16 protein-coding genes are annotated in these 15,700 nt (G+C 67.9%); 4 read left to right on the forward strand and 12 right to left on the reverse strand.

What is annotated here, in order from left to right:
* Nucleotides 1-244 precede the first annotated feature (244 nt).
* A complete protein-coding gene (locus ABD235_RS13440) occupies nucleotides 245-1,006 on the forward strand; it encodes a hypothetical protein (protein WP_344173864.1) in 762 nt (253 codons plus the stop codon).
* A 235-nt stretch (nucleotides 1,007-1,241) separates the two neighbouring features.
* On the opposite strand, the gene ABD235_RS13445 is transcribed toward ABD235_RS13440, so the two are convergent.
* Complete coding sequence (locus tag ABD235_RS13445) at nucleotides 1,242-1,805, reverse strand: TetR/AcrR family transcriptional regulator (RefSeq protein WP_344173866.1); 564 nt, start codon at nucleotides 1,803-1,805, stop codon at nucleotides 1,242-1,244.
* Nucleotides 1,806-1,909: 104 nt separating this feature from the next.
* Here ABD235_RS13445 and ABD235_RS13450 point away from each other — a divergent pair, with 104 nt between their 5' ends.
* Both ABD235_RS13450 and ABD235_RS13455 read left to right on the forward strand, forming a co-directional pair.
* Complete coding sequence (locus ABD235_RS13450) at nucleotides 1,910-2,848, forward strand: NADP-dependent oxidoreductase (protein ID WP_344173868.1); 939 nt, start codon at nucleotides 1,910-1,912, stop codon at nucleotides 2,846-2,848.
* Between the two features lie 467 nt (nucleotides 2,849-3,315).
* On the forward strand, nucleotides 3,316-4,107 hold the full coding sequence (locus tag ABD235_RS13455) for a class I SAM-dependent methyltransferase (protein WP_344173870.1): 792 nt from the start codon (nucleotides 3,316-3,318) through the stop codon (nucleotides 4,105-4,107).
* A 154-nt stretch (nucleotides 4,108-4,261) separates the two neighbouring features.
* Here ABD235_RS13455 and ABD235_RS13460 read toward each other — a convergent pair whose 3' ends face one another.
* Genes ABD235_RS13460 through ABD235_RS13470 form a run of 3 tightly spaced genes read right to left on the reverse strand, consistent with a single transcriptional unit; the run spans nucleotide 4,262 to nucleotide 5,269 of the window.
* Nucleotides 4,262-4,588: a DUF1048 domain-containing protein gene (locus ABD235_RS13460; protein WP_344173872.1), complete on the reverse strand. Its 327-nt coding sequence runs from the start codon at nucleotides 4,586-4,588 to the stop codon at nucleotides 4,262-4,264.
* 1 nt (nucleotide 4,589) lies between these two features.
* Nucleotides 4,590-4,946, reverse strand: a complete 357-nt coding sequence (locus ABD235_RS13465) for a DUF1048 domain-containing protein (RefSeq protein WP_344173874.1) — start codon at nucleotides 4,944-4,946, stop codon at nucleotides 4,590-4,592.
* A complete protein-coding gene (locus ABD235_RS13470) occupies nucleotides 4,943-5,269 on the reverse strand; it encodes a PadR family transcriptional regulator (RefSeq protein WP_344173876.1) in 327 nt (108 codons plus the stop codon). The genes ABD235_RS13465 and ABD235_RS13470 overlap by 4 nt, the downstream gene beginning before the upstream one ends.
* A 164-nt stretch (nucleotides 5,270-5,433) precedes the next feature.
* Here ABD235_RS13470 and ABD235_RS13475 point away from each other — a divergent pair, with 164 nt between their 5' ends.
* Nucleotides 5,434-7,410 carry an APC family permease gene (locus ABD235_RS13475; protein WP_344173878.1) on the forward strand — a complete coding sequence of 659 codons (1,977 nt, stop codon included), beginning with the start codon at nucleotides 5,434-5,436 and terminating at the stop codon, nucleotides 7,408-7,410.
* On the opposite strand, the gene ABD235_RS13480 is transcribed toward ABD235_RS13475, so the two are convergent.
* The 8 genes from ABD235_RS13480 to kdpF all read right to left on the reverse strand — a co-directional run bounded on the left by ABD235_RS13480 (nucleotide 7,407) and on the right by kdpF (nucleotide 15,680).
* Entirely contained in the window at nucleotides 7,407-7,538 is a 132-nt protein-coding gene (locus ABD235_RS13480; protein WP_344173880.1) for a hypothetical protein, read from the reverse strand. The genes ABD235_RS13475 and ABD235_RS13480 overlap by 4 nt on opposite strands.
* Complete coding sequence (locus ABD235_RS13485; protein ID WP_344173882.1) at nucleotides 7,528-7,833, reverse strand: SAV_915 family protein; 306 nt, start codon at nucleotides 7,831-7,833, stop codon at nucleotides 7,528-7,530. The genes ABD235_RS13480 and ABD235_RS13485 overlap by 11 nt, the downstream gene beginning before the upstream one ends.
* 101 nt (nucleotides 7,834-7,934) lie before the next feature.
* Nucleotides 7,935-8,612, reverse strand: a complete 678-nt coding sequence (locus ABD235_RS13490; protein ID WP_344173884.1) for a response regulator — start codon at nucleotides 8,610-8,612, stop codon at nucleotides 7,935-7,937.
* Entirely contained in the window at nucleotides 8,609-11,179 is a 2,571-nt protein-coding gene (locus tag ABD235_RS13495; RefSeq protein ID WP_344173886.1) for a sensor histidine kinase, read from the reverse strand. Before ABD235_RS13495 ends, ABD235_RS13490 begins: the two co-directional genes overlap by 4 nt.
* Nucleotides 11,180-11,198: 19 nt before the next feature.
* Nucleotides 11,199-11,828 (reverse strand): K(+)-transporting ATPase subunit C, encoded by a 630-nt coding sequence (gene kdpC / locus ABD235_RS13500; protein WP_344173888.1) that lies wholly within the window; start codon nucleotides 11,826-11,828, stop codon nucleotides 11,199-11,201.
* 14 nt (nucleotides 11,829-11,842) lie between these two features.
* On the reverse strand, nucleotides 11,843-13,843 hold the full coding sequence (gene kdpB / locus ABD235_RS13505; protein WP_344178645.1) for a potassium-transporting ATPase subunit KdpB: 2,001 nt from the start codon (nucleotides 13,841-13,843) through the stop codon (nucleotides 11,843-11,845).
* Nucleotides 13,844-13,929: 86 nt separating this feature from the next.
* The gene (gene kdpA, locus ABD235_RS13510) at nucleotides 13,930-15,591 is read right to left on the reverse strand and encodes a potassium-transporting ATPase subunit KdpA (RefSeq protein ID WP_344173890.1); all 1,662 of its coding nucleotides are present in this window, start codon (nucleotides 15,589-15,591) and stop codon (nucleotides 13,930-13,932) included.
* Nucleotides 15,591-15,680: a K(+)-transporting ATPase subunit F gene (kdpF, locus tag ABD235_RS13515; protein WP_344173892.1), complete on the reverse strand. Its 90-nt coding sequence runs from the start codon at nucleotides 15,678-15,680 to the stop codon at nucleotides 15,591-15,593. The genes kdpA and kdpF overlap by 1 nt, the downstream gene beginning before the upstream one ends.
* Nucleotides 15,681-15,700 lie beyond the last annotated feature (20 nt).

A 15,700-nucleotide genomic window follows, 5' to 3' on the forward strand; every position in this document is an offset into this window, starting at 1 on the left:
ACCGCGCGCTGCAGCGCAAGCACGGCGTCGGCTTCCGAACCGTGACAGCGGCGCTGGAATCTGCATGGCCGAAGGAGAGAACGCAACCGCCCAAACGCGGCTCACGGCTTGACGCGTACCGAGTGGTGATCGACGACTGGCTGCGCTCGGACCTCTACGCGCCGCGGAAGCAGCGACACACGGCGAAGCGGATCTTCGATCGACTGCTTGACGAACAGGACGGGGCCGGGTGGTGTCGTACTGGATGGTCCGCGAGTACGTCGCCACCCGACGCCGTGAGATTCGCGTCGAGGTCGGACGGGAACCTGCCAACGCGTTCATCGCGCAAGAGCACCTCCCGGGCCGCGAGGCCGAGGTTGACTTCGGCGACGTCGCCATCCGCCTGCGCGGCGAGCTCGTAACCTGCGCGCTGTTCAGCCTTCGGCTCTCCTGCTCGGGCAAGGCCGTGCACAGGGTCAGTGCCTCGGCTGGGCAGGAAGCCTTCTTCGAGGGTCACGTCCACGCCTTCAACGTGCTCGGCGGGGTGCCGACCGGGAAGATCCGCTACGACAGCCTCAAGGCCACCGTCGCGAGCGTGATCGGGTTCTCCCGCCAGCGGGTCGAGGCCGACAGGTGGACCGCCGTCCGTTCCCACTACGGCATCGAAGCCTTCTATTGCCAGCCCGGAATCCAAGGTGCGCACGAGAAGGGCGGCGTCGAGGGGCAGATCGGCTTTCCTCGGCATCAAAGTTGGCAGGCGCTCTGGTCACCTGGGCAGCAGGCAGTACGACGGACCCACCGAGCATCCGGGTACCTCGAGCGATCCAGCACCCAGCGGCAGCTCCATCGGAGGCGGACCACTGTTCCAACCGGTGAATGCAAGTCGGTGACCGACTCTCCGAGCGAGAACTCGTCACCCCGTCGCCCAGCGCGTCGATGTCCCCGGCAACGTCCGACAGAGGAATCAGGTCCTCGCCCGGAAGCCGGCCGAACGGACCCGCGAGGGGCATCTGATCTCGGCCGTTGAACGACAATGCCTACCCGGAGCCGTACCTCGTCCGGGCCTGGCTCGGGCACCGGGGCTCGCGCAGAACGAGCGCGCGTGGGTCGTTGCTGTCGGCGGAGAGTCCGTTGTTCCACCAGCGGTCGATGGCAGTGGATCCTCTTCGCCGGCACGTCAGCTACCTGCATCGCGCAGGTATGCCGCGGATACGTGTTGGTGTCTCGCCTGTGGTAGCCGGCACGGCGGATGCCTCTGCAGTTCAGTGATCGGGCGAGTGCAGTCCCGTCAGAAGCAGAGCCAGCAAGGTGCGGATCGCATCGGGCCGTCGATCAGCCTGCGTGCGCAGCGAGGAAATCGCCATCAGGCCCACGCGGACATCTTTGACAGAGATCCCTCGCCGCAGGACCCTCTGCCGGCGTGCGCGTGCCACAAGTTGCTCCAGTGCCGCAGCGTGGGCCTGCCGGTCGTTGCGGAACGCGTCGCCCGCCGTGTGTGAGCCCAGCAGGGCCTCATTGAGGCCGGGGGCCCGGATCTGCTGTTCCGCGAACTGGCGAATAACTGCGCTGAGCGCGGTCCAAGCGTCCGGCTCCGACAGTGCCGCCTCCATGTCAGCCCGGCAGGCCGCCACATCCCCGGCAAGGGCCGCGCTGATCAATTCCGTGCGGGTGGGGAAGTGTCGGTACAGCGTCGCGATGCCCAGGCCGGCACGCCGCGCGATCTCGCGCATGGAAAGGTCCACGCCCTCCGCGGCGATGGCCTGACGGGCGGTCGCAACAATGTGTGCACGGTTGTCGGTCGCGTCGGCCCTGACTTTCCGAGTCACTTTTCTCCGCCTCCCTCTCAGTTGCTCTCGAAGTGGAACAGGGTGCTCAGGAAACATGCTTACCTCATCGAAGCGCCCGGAGACTCCGGTCGGGAGAGGTGATCATGTTTGCTGTGCAGTTCCAGCGGTTCGGCCCGCCCGAGGTCTTAACCCTGGTCCCCGCGCCCGAGCCGCACCCCGGTCCTCACCAGGTGAGGATCGCTGTCAGGACCGCGGCCGTCTCACCCGTCGACCTCGGACTGCGCGCCGGCTCGTCTCCCATGAGCAAGAACCTCCACCTGCCACACATTCCCGGCGTCGATGCCGCCGGAGTGATCGACGAGATCGGCGCCGGGGTAACGGACTACGCCGTCGGTGACGAGATCTTCGGCGCGGTCGACGTCGCACGGCTGGGCGGAGCGAGCGCGCAGTACGCGGTCCTGGACTTCTGGACGCACAAACCACCCGGCATGACGTGGGCCGAAGCCGGCGCGGCGGGCACTGGCATCGAGACCGCAACCCGTGCCCTCGACCTGCTCGACATCAAGGAAAACTCGACACTGCTGGTCGACGGTGCGGCCGGCGGCGTCGGCAGCATTGCCGTGCAGCTTGCGGTGGCACGCGGCGTCCGCGTGATCGGCACCGCACGCCCCGACAGCCACGCGTTCCTCAGGCAACTAGGGGTGGAACCAGTGGATTACGGGCACAATCTGCCCGCCCGCATCCGCGCGCTCACCGCCGCTCCGGTCGACCGGGCTCTCGACGTTGCGGGGGCCGGATCGCTGAGCGAACTGATCGAACTGACCGGGGCCGCCGACAGCGTCGTGACGCTGGCCGACTTCAAGGCTTCAACCTACGGAGTTCGGCTGTCCATGGGCCGTCTCGGCGGTCAGCCCGACGGCGTTCACGGACTCACGTCAGCCACAGCACTCGCCGATCAGGGCCGCTTCCATGTTCCAGTCCGGGGCACCTACCCAGCGGATCAGGCAGCACAGGCACATGAGGCAGCCGCACGACCGCCCCGACGGGGAAAGATCGTCATCGACATGACCCATACCAGTTAGACCACGACGCTCCTCCCCCCGCTGGGCGTGCTCCTCGCTGACCGAGGCGCGGTCGCCAGTGCGCGCGTCCGCGGCGCCCTCGCCACACGGGGCCTCACCATCAAGGCGGCCAGGTCGAGCAATGCTGTGGTGTCCGGCGCGGCGACCACGACCGACGCCGGCTCCGCCGCCGTACGACGATTCTCGAACCCCAACGCTGCTGCGTCAGGAGCACCGAGCACCCGGCACAGTGCGTCGCGGGCATGCTTATCGGGCCAGCGGTACCAGCCGCGCTCCCAGTCGGAGATCGACTTGGCGGTGATCGCACCGACTGAGCCCGTGGCGCGCAGGATTTTCTCGTTGCCGAGTTCGGCGAAGCGGGTCTGCCGGCCCGGTGGTGGAACGGTCAGCTTCCAGAAGGGCGACGGGCGTTATGCCGGTGGCAGAAGCTCTGTCGGATCGTCGGCGTGCGGGGGCATTCTGACACGATGGATCTGGGGTTTGGCGGCGAAGTTGCTGAGCTGTATCACCGGTACCGTCGCGGTTATCCGGCAGCGTTGATCGGCGCGTGCGTCGATGCGTTCTCGTTGCAGGGCGACGATCTCGTGGTGGATCTCGGTTGCGGCACGGGGCAGCTGGCGACGCCGATCGCGCCGCAGGTTCGGGCCGTGGTCGGGGTCGATCCCGAACCGGACATGCTGACCCGCGCTCGCTCCGCCGCCCAGGAACAGGGGGTCACGAATGTGGCGTGGATGGTCGGCAGCGACTCCGACCTTCCGCTGCTGCGATCGCTGTTGGGCGGACAGTCGGCTGGTGCTGTGACGATCGGACAAGCACTGCACTGGATGGACCACGAGGCGGTGTTTGCCGCGGTCGGTCCGCTCCTGCGTCCTGGAGGTGGTGTCATGGTCGTGGCCAACGGGATCCCGCTGTGGCTGCAGGACTCGGACTGGTCACGGGCGTTGCGCGAGTGGCTGTCCGACTGGTTCGGCGCGCGTCCAGCGGACAGTTGCGGCACCGACAACGCAACGCAGCAGCGCTATCGCCAGAGCCTGACGGCCAACGGCTTCGAGGTCAGCGAGGTCGAGTTCGACTATGCCGACGAACTCGACTTCGATCACCTGCTCGGCGGGGTCTACAGCGCGCTACCGGTCGACCGGCTTCCCTCGCCCGAGGAGCGTCCACAGATCGCAGCGGAGCTCCGTGAACTGCTTCATCCCCATCGGCCGTACATCGAGCAGGTCCCGGTGCGAGCCCTCCTCGGCACGAAGGTCGCGTGAGCAACCGGCCATCTCCTCCCACGGGGTCTCGCCGGCTCCAACTCGGCATCTCCCGCGCCAAGTGCCCGGTGATCACCCCCTGTCCGGGCACCCGTAACAGACTGTATTCGGGGTTCGAGACGGGTTCGCCGCCGCTGGGCCGGCCCGTGAGAAACTACTTCTCGACCACTCCGCGGTCCTGGCTGATCGACTCCTGGTAGAGGTCGGCGTAGGTGCAAGAGTCCTGGATCAGGTCGTCGCAGAACGCAGCCACGTCGGTGCCGATCAGCTCGAGGACTCCCTTGCCGGACGCAACGCCCTGCTCGAAGAAGTCGACGATCCCCGACAGCAGGTCCCCCTCGGTCAGCTCGACCGGACCGACCTTGAAGAAGTACTTCTGCATCTCCTTGTAGACGATCTGGTAGTCCGGAGGCAGCGCCTTGACCCGGGCCACGTGCGCCCGCCACTGCTTCTTGCCCTCGATGATGTCGCGAATTCCCATCTCAGCCTCCCAACCGGCCCAGTTTGCGGGCGACGTTGCTGTTCAACTGCTCACGCCACCGGTCGCGATACGTCCGGCTCCCCTCTCCACCAACCAGCGCCGTGCAGAAGCCCTGGATGTCTTCACCCAGCACCTCGTCGACGCTCTGCCCCTGGGCGGCCGTCTCTTCGAGCAGGCCCAGGGCTCCATCGAGAATCGGCAGCAAGTTCCGGCCCGTGAAATCTCCGTACGGAAACAGATGTCCTTTGACCTGTTCCCACGCCGCCCGGTAGTCGGCCGGCAACGCCTCGGCCCGCGCCTCGAACGCCTTCCACTCCCTGGTGAGATCGCTGCCTGTCATCGACTCCCAGATCTTCATCTCCCGCCCTCCCTGAGCTTCTCGATCCGTGTGCTGACGTAGTCCCACTTCGCCCAGAACGTGGCGAGCTCCTTGCGGCCTGCGGCGTTCAGCGCGAAGAACTTGCGCGGCGGACCCTGCTCGGACGGTCGTCTCGTCACCCGGACGAGCCCGTTGCGTTCCAGCCGCAGCAAGATCGTGTAGACCGTGCCCTCGACGACGTCGGCGAAGCCGAGCTCGTTCAGCCGGCGGGTGATGTCGTACCCGTAGGTCTCGTCGCTGCTGATGATCTGCAGGACACAGCCCTCGAGCGTGCCCTTCAGCATCTCCGTCAGGTCATCCATCGTGATCCTCGTCAACCCTCGCAGTACTCAGTGGCACCGAGTACTAGTACACAGTAGCACTAGGTAGAGATGGTGCAACGGGTCATCGATCCCCCATGCCGGGTTCTCACAGGTCTCTAACACCGATTACGGCTTGGCCGGAAAGCTCATGCATCCTGGCACCCGTGACCACTCAAGACGACTATGCCGTACCCGCCACCGTCCAGGGTCCGAGCGACAACGCCAGCACGCGCGGAGTGCGCGGCTGGTTGCTGCAGCACCGGGTGCAGCCGGTGGGTCCGGAGGCCGGCGAGGGGCACGCGCCGCCGCAGGCGTGGTGGAAGGTCATGTGTCTGACCGGCGTCGACTACTTCTCGACCCTGTCGTACCTGCCGGGCATCGCCGCCCTCGCCGCCGGCGCACTGTCGCCCTTGGCAACGCTCCTGATCGTGGCGCTCACGCTGCTCGGCATGTTGCCGATGTACCGGCGCGTGGCCAAGGAGAGCCCGCACGGCCAGGGCTCGATCGCGATGCTGGAGAACCTGCTGCCGTTCTGGCGCGGCAAGGTGTTCGTCCTGGTTCTCCTCGGATTCGTCGCGACCTCGTGGATCATCACGATCACGCTGTCCTCGGCCGACGCCACTGTGCACCTGCTGGAGAACCCGTACGCGCCGGGATTCCTGCACGGTCAGGAGGTCGCGGTCACCGTCGTACTGCTGCTGGTCCTGGGCGGAGTCTTCCTGCTCGGATTCAGCGAGGCCGTCGGCGTCGCGATCCCGTTGGTCGGGATCTTCCTCGCGCTGAACGCCGCCGTCGTGGTGGTCGGCCTGTACGACGTCGCCACGGGCTCCGGCGCGTTCTCCCATTGGGTCGACGCGCTGACCGAAGGCCGCAACGGTTTCGGCGGGGTCGTCGGGCCGGCGATCGTCGCCTTCCCGCTGCTGGTCCTCGGTCTGTCCGGTTTCGAGACCGGAGTCAGCATGATGCCGCTGGTCGCCGCCGACGGCGAAGACGCAGAACAGCGCCTCGCCAACCGGATCCGCAACACCAAGAAGCTGCTCACCGTCGCCGCGCTGATCATGAGCGTCTACCTGCTGGCCACCAGCTTCATCACCACCGTGCTCATCCCCGCCGAGGAGTTCGAACCGGGCGGCGCCGCCAACGGGCGCGCGATGGCCTACCTCGCCCACGAGCACCTCGGCGAGATCTTCGGTACGGCGTACGACATCAGCAGCATCCTGATCCTGTGGTTCGCCGGCGCCTCGGCGATGGCCGGGCTGATCAACATCGTGCCGCGCTACCTGCCGACGTACGGCATGGCGCCCGAGTGGGGCCGCGCCGTCCGGCCGGTGGTGCTGGTCTACACCGCGATCAGCATCCTGATCACCGTGGCCTTCGGCGCCGACGTGGACGCCCAGGCCGGCGCCTACGCGACCGGGATCCTGGTCATGATGGTCTCCGGCGCGGTCGCCGTCACCGTGTCGGCCGCCCACCGGCGGCAGCGTCGCCAGACGATCGCCTTCACCGTGCTCACCCTGGTCCTGCTCTACGCCCTGGTCGAGAACATCCGGGAGAAGCCCGACGGCATCGCGATCTCCGGCCTGTTCATCGCCGGGATCATCGTCGTCTCGCTGGTCTCCCGGGTGTCGCGCACCACCGAACTGCGCGCCGACCGCATCGAGTTCGACGACAACGCCCGGCGGTTCGTCACCGACTCGATCCGCAACGACGGCGCCCTCAACCTGATCGCCAACCGCCGCCAGGCCGGCGACGCCGCCGAGTACTCCGCCAAGGAGGCCGAGGTCCGGGCCATGGACCCGGTCCCCGGCCACGCCGACGTGATGTTCCTGGAGATCGACGTCGTCGATCCTTCCACCTTCAGCGACGTACTGCGCGTCGAAGGCGTCGACGTCGACGGCTACCGGATCCTGCGCGCCAAGAGCCCGGCCGCGCCCAACGCGATCGCCGCGATCCTGCTGACCCTGCGCGACACCACCGGCGTACGGCCGCACTGCCACTTCGAGTGGTCCGAGGGCAATCCCCTGTCGCACCTGCTCCGCTACCTGATCCTCGGCCGCGGCGACACCGCACCCGTCGTCCGCGAGATCATCCGCCAGCACGAGCCGGACCCGGCGAAGCGACCCGGAATCCACGTGGGCTAGACGAAGTGGTTCAGGACTCCGAGCACGAGCGCCAGTACGCCGACCACCAGGATGATCCGCACGACCGCCAGCAGCTCGGGATTGACGGCATCGGGCCGCGACTCGGGCTTGTCTCGATCAACGGTCATGGGAGCCCACCAGCTCCGGCGTCGTGGCTCCGACATCGGGTCCGATCAGTGCGGCGTCGAGCTGGATCACCTGAACGCCGAGCTGCACCAGCAGGCCGCGCAGCTCGCGCTCGTCCATCCGTACCCAGTCCTGCCGCGGGCCCGACGCCGCCCGCAACGCTGCCAAGCTGCTGAACGCAATGCCTACTCGGACACCATCGGGCCGCCGACCGATCTGAATCGCCACGACGTCCGGTGCTCCGGCGGTCCGGGTCGGCACGAACAACGGAACTTGATCATCCTCGGATCTGCTCACGTGTCCACGCTAGGCGCGGGATCGCCCGGATCGGCGCTTCCTCACACCACTCCCACAGCGACCGGCCGAGTTCGCACGGATCTCTCACAGCCGGCCGACTCTCAGGGTTCGAACCGGTAGCCCATGCCCGGCTCGTTCAGCAGATGCCTCGGGCGGGTCGGGTCCGGCTCGAGCTTGCGGCGCAACTGCGTCATGTAGAAGCGCAGATTGCCGCTCGCGGTCTCGTAGCCCGGGCCCCAGACTTCGGTGAGCAGCTGGCGCTGCGGCATCAGTTTGCCGGGATGACGCGTCAGCACCTCAAGCAGGTGCCACTCGGTCGGGGTGAGGTGGATCAACTCCCCCGTGGCCTTTCGCACCTTCTTGGCCGCCAGGTCCACCTCCAGGCTGCCGATCGTGAACTGCGGCGTATCCGGTGTGAGGCTGCTGCGACGCAGTACGGCGCGGAGCCGGGCGAACAACTCGTCGATGCCGAACGGCTTGGTCATGTAGTCGTCGGCCCCGGCGTCGAGGGCCTCCACCTTGTCGGAGCTGTCGGTGCGGCCCGAGAGCACGAGGATCGGCGCCTTCAGCCAGCCTCGAAGTCCGAGGATCACGTCCACGCCGTCGAAGTCGGGCAGGCCGAGGTCGAGCACGACCAGGTCCGGCGGGTACTTGCCGGCCGTCGACAACGCCGAGGCGCCACGATCGGCCGTGTGCACCTCGTACCCGCGGGCCTTCAGGTTGATCTGCAGGGTTCTGATGATCTGTGGTTCGTCGTCGACCACGAGAACTCTGGTCACTGGTTCTCCTCCGACTCCGGCGCGGATCGTTCCCGGCTCCCGGGAACCGGCGCTGCCTCGGCCTCGGCCGCGGGGACCGAAACCACCATGGTCAAGCCGCCACCGGGCGTGTCCTCGGGCTGGAGCGTGCCGTGCATCGTCTCGGTCAGTCCGCGGGCGAGCGCGAGGCCGAGACCCACGCCGGTCGAGTTGTCGGTGTCGCCGAGGCGCTGGAACGGCGCGAACACCCGGCCTCGGTCGGCCGGCGGAATCCCCGGCCCTCGATCGACGACCCTGATCTCCACGACACCGCCCAGCGCGCTTGCGGACACCAGCGGCGGCCGGTCCGGCGGGGAGTACCGCACGGCATTGGCCAGCAGATTGACGATCACTCGTTCGAGCAGGGCGGGATCGGCGTCGATCAGCGGCAGGTTCTCAGGAACGTCGACCCGGACCTCCCGGCCGTCACCGAGTTCGGCCAGTACGCCGGGCACGATCTCGTCGAGGGCGGTGGGCCGGTTGAAGACCGGCAGTACGCCGGCCTGCAGCCGGCTCAGGTCGAGCAGGTTGTCGACCAGGCGGTTCAACCGGTCGAGTGACTCGTCTGCCGTCGCCAGCAGTTCCCGGCACTCGTCCTCGGTCCAATGGACGTCGGTGCTGCGCAGGCTGGTCACGGATGCCTTCGCCGACGCCAGCGGAGTGCGCAGATCGTGGCCGACGGCTCGAAGCAACGCCGTACGGACCTTGTCTGCTTCGGCCAGCGGCTTGGCTTCGGCGGCGGCCTCGGTCAGCCGGGCGCGATCCACGAGCGCCGCGGCGTGAGCGGCGAACGCACCCACTAGCCGGCGCTCGTCGGCGGCCAGTGACCGGCCCTGCAGCACCAGAACGAGATCTTCGCGCCCAGGGATCTCGGCATCGCCGTCCTCGGGCCGCCGGCAGGTCGGCGTACCGGCGGAGGCGATCGGCCGCCAGATTTCGGTCATCTCGTCGCCGACCCGCTCCATCAGGCAGGCGCTGGTCATCCCGAAGGCCTCGCGGACTCGTTCCAGCAGCGCGGGCAGCGCGGTCTCCCCGCGCAGGACCGTGCCGGCCAACGTCGCCAGAGTCTCCGACTCCGCTGTGGAGCGCGCCGCCTGCCTGGTACGGCGGGCCGCCCGGTCGACCACCGAGGAGACCAGCGCCGCGACCAGGACGAAGATCGCCAACGCCAGGACGTTGTTCGGCTCGGCGACCGTGAAGGTGCGTGTTGGCGGCGTGAAGTAGTAGTTCAGCACCAGCGATCCACCGACCGCGGTCAGCAGCGCGGGCCACAGGCCGCCCACCAGCGCGACGACGACCACCGCGAAGAGGAAGACGAGCACGTCACTGGTCAGGTTCAGGGTGTCCGCGCCGATCCCGAGCAGCAGCGCCAGCAGCAGCGGCAGCCCGCAGGCCAGGACGAACCCGTAGACCTTGCGGCGCCGCGACAAACTGCCCCGCCGCCGCGGCAACCGGCCTCGACCCATCTCCGAGTGCGTGACGATGTGAACGTCGATGTCGCCGGACTCCCGGATCGTGCTTGCGCCGATCCCAGGCCCGCTCAGGGAAGCCAGCACCGATCGCCTGCTGCCGCCCAGCACCAACTGCGTCGCGTTCTCCGCACGAGCGAACGACAGCAGTGCTTCCGGGACATCGTCCCCGACGACCTGGTGGTAACTGCCGCCCAGGCTCTCGACCAGTTCACGTTGCTGAGCCAGGCGGGCAGGGCTCGCACCCGTCAACCCGTCGGATCGCGTGACGTGAACCGCCAACAGGTCTCCGCCAGAGGACCGCGCCGCGATCCGGGCCGCACGCCGGATCAGCGTCTCGCCCTCGGGACCGCCGGTCAACGCGACCACGACCCGCTCACGTGCCTCCCAGGTCGAGTCGATGTCGTGCTGCTCGCGGTACTGCTGAAGTCCCGCGTCCACGCGATCGGCCAACCACAGCAGCGCCAACTCCCGCAGGGCGGACAGGTTGCCGATCCGAAAGTAGTTGCCCAAGGCAGCGTCCACCTTGTCGGCGGCGTACACGTTGCCGTGGGCCATCCGCCGTCGCAGCGCCTCCGGCGTCATGTCGACCAGCTCGATCTGCTCCGCCGCCCGGACCACCCGGTCCGGCACGGTCTCGCGCTGCGGGACGCCGGTGATCTTCTCGACCACGTCGTTAATCGACTCCAGGTGCTGGATGTTCACCGTGGAGATCACGTCGATCCCGGCGCTCAGCAGCTCGTCGACGTCCTGCCAGCGCTTCGCGTTCCGGCTGCCCGGGACATTGGTGTGGGCCAGCTCGTCGACCAGCGCGACGTCCGGTCGACGGGCCAGTACGGCGTCCAGGTCGAACTCGGTGAAGCTGGCACCGCGGTGGTCGACGATCCGCCGCGGTACCACCTCCAGGCCTTCGAGCATGGCCTCGGTGTGAGGCCGGCCGTGGGTCTCCACGATGCCGACCACCACATCGGTGTCGCGGGCTTCCCGGCGCTGTCCCTCGCCGAGCATCTTGTACGTCTTCCCGACTCCCGGGGCAGCGCCGAGATAGACCCGCAGACGCCCACGGCCGTTCCTGCTCATGATCCGACTCTCGATCCGGTCAGCTCTGCTCGGCCAGGTCGCGGTTCAGTGTGACCACGTTCACCGCCGGCTCCCCCACGAACCCCAGCGTCCGGCCCTTGGTGTTGTCCTTCACCAACTGCTGGACCTGACCGACGTCGAGCCCCCGCTCCCGCGCGACCCGCTGTACCTGCAGTGCGGCGTACGCCGGGCTGATGCTCGGGTCGAGCCCGCTGGCGCTGGCCGTGACCGCGTCCGGCGGAACCTGCGACGGGTCGACGCCCTCGAGCTTGGCGACGTCGGCGCGACGCTGCTCGATCAGCTTCAGCAGGTCGGGGTTGTTCGGCCCGTACTGCGACGCCGAGCTGCCCATCGCGTCGTAGTCGACCGCCGACGGCCGCGTCTGGAACCACCGGGGATCGGCTTCCATCACCGCTTCCCCGTCCGCGTCCCTCTGCCCGGTGTCGCGGGTGTAGGCCTGACCGATCAGGTCCGAGCCGACGTCCTTGCCGTCCACCTGGACGATCGAGCCGTTCGCGTTGTCGTGGAACAGCGCCTGCGCGGCGCCGGTCATCGCCAGCGGGTAGAGCACGCCGAGCAGGACGGTGAGCGCGACCATCGCGCGGATGGCGACGCCGAACTGGCCGAGGCGGATTCTTCTGGTTGCCATGTGAGATGCCTCTTCTAGCCGATGCCCGGGATGACCGAGACCAGCAGATCGATGAGTTTGATACCGATGAACGGGGTGACCAGGCCGCCGACGCCGTAGATCAGCAGGTTGCGGCGCAGCATCGCGGAGGCCGACGACGGCTTGTACCGGACACCGCGCAGTGCCAAGGGCACGAGAACGACGATCACGAGCGCGTTGAAGATGACGGCCGACAGGATCGCCGACTCGGCCGAGTCGAGCCGCATGATGTTGAGCTTGTCCAGGCCCGGGTACGCCCCGGCGAACAGTGCCGGCAGGATCGCGAAGTACTTGGCCACGTCGTTGGCGATCGAGAACGTGGTCAGCGAACCTCGGGTGATCAGGAGTTGCTTGCCGATCTCGACGATCTCGATCAGCTTGGTCGGGTTGGAGTCCAGGTCGACCATGTTGCCGGCCTCCTTGGCCGCCGACGTCCCGGAGTTCATCGCGACGCCGACGTCGGCCTGCGCCAGTGCGGGCGCGTCGTTGGTGCCGTCGCCGGTCATCGCGACCAGCCGGCCACCCTCCTGCTCCTTCTTGATCAGCGCCATCTTGTCCTCGGGCGTCGCCTCGGCCAGGAAGTCGTCGACCCCCGCCTCCTCGGCGATCGCCTGCGCGGTCAGCTGGTTGTCGCCGGTGATCATCACCGTCCGGATGCCCATCGCACGCATCTGGTCGAACCGCTCCCGCATACCGGCCTTCACGACGTCCTTGAGATGGATCACGCCCAACGCTCGTGCGCCGTGGGAGTTGCTCTCGGCAACCACCAGCGGAGTCCCGCCGGAGGCCGAGATACCGTCGACCAACTCGCCGAGGGCACTGTCGAGCTGACCGCCCTGCGCTGTTATCCACGCCGTCACCGCGCCCGCGGCGCCCTTGCGCACCTGCCGGCCGTCCACGTCCACGCCGCTCATCCGCGTCTGCGCGGTGAACTCCACGAACGTTGCGTGCGGCAACTCACCGGTGTGCCGCTCGCGCAACCCGTACCGGCTCTTCGCCAGGACGACGATCGACCGGCCCTCCGGCGTCTCGTCCGCCAGACTCGACAACTGCGCCGCATCCGCCAGCTCGGTCTCGCTGACGCCGGCCACCGGGATGAACTCCGCAGCTTGCCGGTTGCCGAGCGTGATCGTGCCCGTCTTGTCCAGCAGCAACGTGTTCACGTCGCCGGCCGCCTCGACGGCCCGGCCGGACATCGCCAGCACGTTGCGCTGCACCAGGCGGTCCATCCCCGCGATCCCGATCGCCGACAGCAGGGCGCCGATCGTGGTCGGGATCAAGCAGACCAGCAGCGCGACCAGGACGACCAGGCTGAGGTCCACCCCGGCGTACTGGGCGAAGGGCTGGAGTGTCACCGTGGCCATCAGGAACACGATGGTCAGGCTGGCCAGCAGGATGTTCAGCGCGATCTCGTTCGGCGTCTTCTGCCGCGACGCACCCTCGACCAGAGCGATCATCCGGTCGATGAAGCTCTCCCCCGGCTTCGTGGTGATCTTGACGACGATCCGGTCCGACAGCACTCGGGTACCACCGGTCACGGCACTGCGGTCACCGCCGGACTCACGGATCACGGGCGCGGATTCGCCGGTGATCGCCGACTCGTCGACGCTGGCCACGCCCTCGACGACGTCACCGTCGCCGGGGATGATCTGGCCGGCCTCGACGACCACTCGGTCGCCCAGTTGCAGGGCTGTCGCCGGCACCTCCTCTTCGGTGCCGTCAGCGGTCAGCCGGCGCGCGGTGGTTTCGGTCTTGGCCCGGCGCAGCGTCGCCGCTTGAGCTTTGCCCCGGCCTTCGGCGACGGCTTCGGCGAGGTTGGCGAAGAGCACGGTGAGCCAGAGCCAGACCACGATCCACCAGACGAACGTGCTGGAGTCGGTGAAGGCGAGCACCGTGGACGCGATCGCGCCCACCTCGACGACGAACATCACCGGGTTCTTCACCATCAGCCGCGGGTCGAGCTTGCGCAACGCGTCCGGCAGGGAGGTGAGCAGCATCTTCGGGTCGAACGAGCCCGACGGCGTCTTCTGCTGGACCGGCTGCTCCGACGGTGCTTCCGGTGCAGGCGTCATGGTCTGGGTGGTCACAGTCCCTCCGCGAGGGGTCCGAGAGTGAGTGCGGGAAAATAGGTGAGGCCCGTGACGATCAGTACGACGCCGACGAGCATCGTCACGAACAGGGCCTTGTGGGTGGGCAGCGTTCCGGAGGTGACCGGGACCGGCTGCTGACGCGCGAACGAACCGGCCAGCGCGAGCACCAGGATCATCGGGACGAACCGGCCGAGCAGCATCACGATGCCGAGGGCGGTGTTGTAGAAGGTGGTGTTCGCGCTCAGTCCGCCGAACGCGCTGCCGTTGTTGTTGGCCGCCGAGGTGAACGCGTACAGCACCTCGGAGAAGCCGTGCGGGCTGTCGGTGTTGAAGATCGACGCGCGTGCGCTCGCCAGACCCATCGCGACGGCCGCTCCTGTCAGGACCAGCGACGGGGTCGCCAGGATGTAGAGCGAGACGAGCTTCATCTCCCGCGCGGTGATCTTCTTGCCGAGGTACTCCGGCGTGCGACCGACCATCAAGCCGGCCACGAACACGGCCAGCACGGCGAGCACGAGCATCCCGTACAAGCCCGATCCCGTACCACCCGGTGTCACCTCGCCCAGCATCATGTGGAACAAGGCAGTGCCACCACCCAGTGGGGTGAAGGAGTCGTGCGCGGAGTTCACCGCACCGGTCGACGTACCGGTCGTGGACGAGGCGAACAACGCCGACGCCCATTCACCGAAGCGGGTCTCCTTGCCCTCCATGGCCGCGCCCGCCGCGCGCGTCGCCGTACCGGCGCCATTCACCTCGAACGCGGTGGCGGCCGCGGTGAACGCAATCCACAGCGTCGTCATCACGCCGAGGATCGCGTAGCCCTGCCGCTTGTCCTTGACCATCAGGCCGAACGTCCGGGTCAGTGCCACCGGGATCAGCAGCAGCAGGAAGATCTCGAACAGGTTGGACAGGCCGTTCGGGTTCTCGAACGGGTGCGCGGAGTTGGCGTTGTAGAAGCCACCACCGTTCGTCCCGAGCTCCTTGATCACCTCCTGGCTCGCGACCGGACCACCCGGGATCGTCTGCGTCTGACCGACCACCGTCGTCAACTCGTGCCCGGACGACAGGTTCTGCACGACGCCCGTCGCGACCAGAACCAGGCCGCCGACGATCGCCAGCGGCAGCAGGACCCGCAGCACGGTCCGGGTCAGGTCCACCCAGAAGTTGCCCAGGCGCTCGGTCTTCGACCGGGTGAAGCCACGGATCAGGGCGACCGCGACGACGATGCCGACGGCCGCGGACACGAAGTTCTGCACCGCGAGGCCGGCGAACTGGACCAGGTGGCCCATCGTCACCTCAGGCGAGTACGACTGCCAGTTGGTGTTCGCGACGAACGACGCGGCGGTGTTGAACGACAGCCCCTGCTCGACGCCGGGCAGGCCGTTGGAGAACGGCAGGTGACCCTGCAGTCGCTGCAACACGTAGAGGAAGATCAGGCCCACCGCGGAGAACGCGAGCACCGACCGGGCGTAGACCGCCCAGGTCTGATCGGCCTTCGCGTCGACGCCGAGCAGCTTGTACGTCGTACGCTCGAACCGGCTGTCCTTGGTGGAGGTGTAGACCTTGGCCATGTAGCCGCCCAGCGGCCGGTAGGCGGCGGCCAGGAGCAGGACCAGCAGGCCGACCTGAAGCAGGCCGGCGGCGGTGTCGGACATCAAAACCTCTCGGGGAAGATCAGGGCGGCGACCAGGTAAAGCACCAGCGCCGCGGCCACCACGAGACCCGCGATGTTGTCGGTGCTCACAGCTTCTCCACCCCCCGCAG

The sequence above is a fragment of the Kribbella lupini genome (genome assembly GCF_039529595.1).
In the GTDB taxonomy this organism is placed as follows: Bacteria; Actinomycetota; Actinomycetes; order Propionibacteriales; family Kribbellaceae; genus Kribbella; species Kribbella lupini.

Coding starts and splice junctions, on each gene's coding strand:
- ABD235_RS13440 (WP_344173864.1), top strand. CDS start 245: ATGGTCCGCGAGTACGTCGCCACCCGACGCCGTGAGATTCGCGTCGAG.
- ABD235_RS13450 (WP_344173868.1), top strand. CDS start 1,910: ATGTTTGCTGTGCAGTTCCAGCGGTTCGGCCCGCCCGAGGTCTTAACC.
- ABD235_RS13455 (WP_344173870.1), top strand. CDS start 3,316: ATGGATCTGGGGTTTGGCGGCGAAGTTGCTGAGCTGTATCACCGGTAC.
- ABD235_RS13460 (WP_344173872.1), bottom strand. CDS start 4,588: ATGGGAATTCGCGACATCATCGAGGGCAAGAAGCAGTGGCGGGCGCAC.
- ABD235_RS13465 (WP_344173874.1), bottom strand. CDS start 4,946: ATGAAGATCTGGGAGTCGATGACAGGCAGCGATCTCACCAGGGAGTGG.
- ABD235_RS13470 (WP_344173876.1), bottom strand. CDS start 5,269: ATGGATGACCTGACGGAGATGCTGAAGGGCACGCTCGAGGGCTGTGTC.
- ABD235_RS13480 (WP_344173880.1), bottom strand. CDS start 7,538: ATGACCGTTGATCGAGACAAGCCCGAGTCGCGGCCCGATGCCGTCAAT.
- ABD235_RS13495 (WP_344173886.1), bottom strand. CDS start 11,179: ATGAGCAGGAACGGCCGTGGGCGTCTGCGGGTCTATCTCGGCGCTGCC.
- kdpC (WP_344173888.1), bottom strand. CDS start 11,828: ATGGCAACCAGAAGAATCCGCCTCGGCCAGTTCGGCGTCGCCATCCGC.
- kdpB (WP_344178645.1), bottom strand. CDS start 13,843: ATGCTGCTCACCTCCCTGCCGGACGCGTTGCGCAAGCTCGACCCGCGG.
- kdpA (WP_344173890.1), bottom strand. CDS start 15,591: ATGTCCGACACCGCCGCCGGCCTGCTTCAGGTCGGCCTGCTGGTCCTG.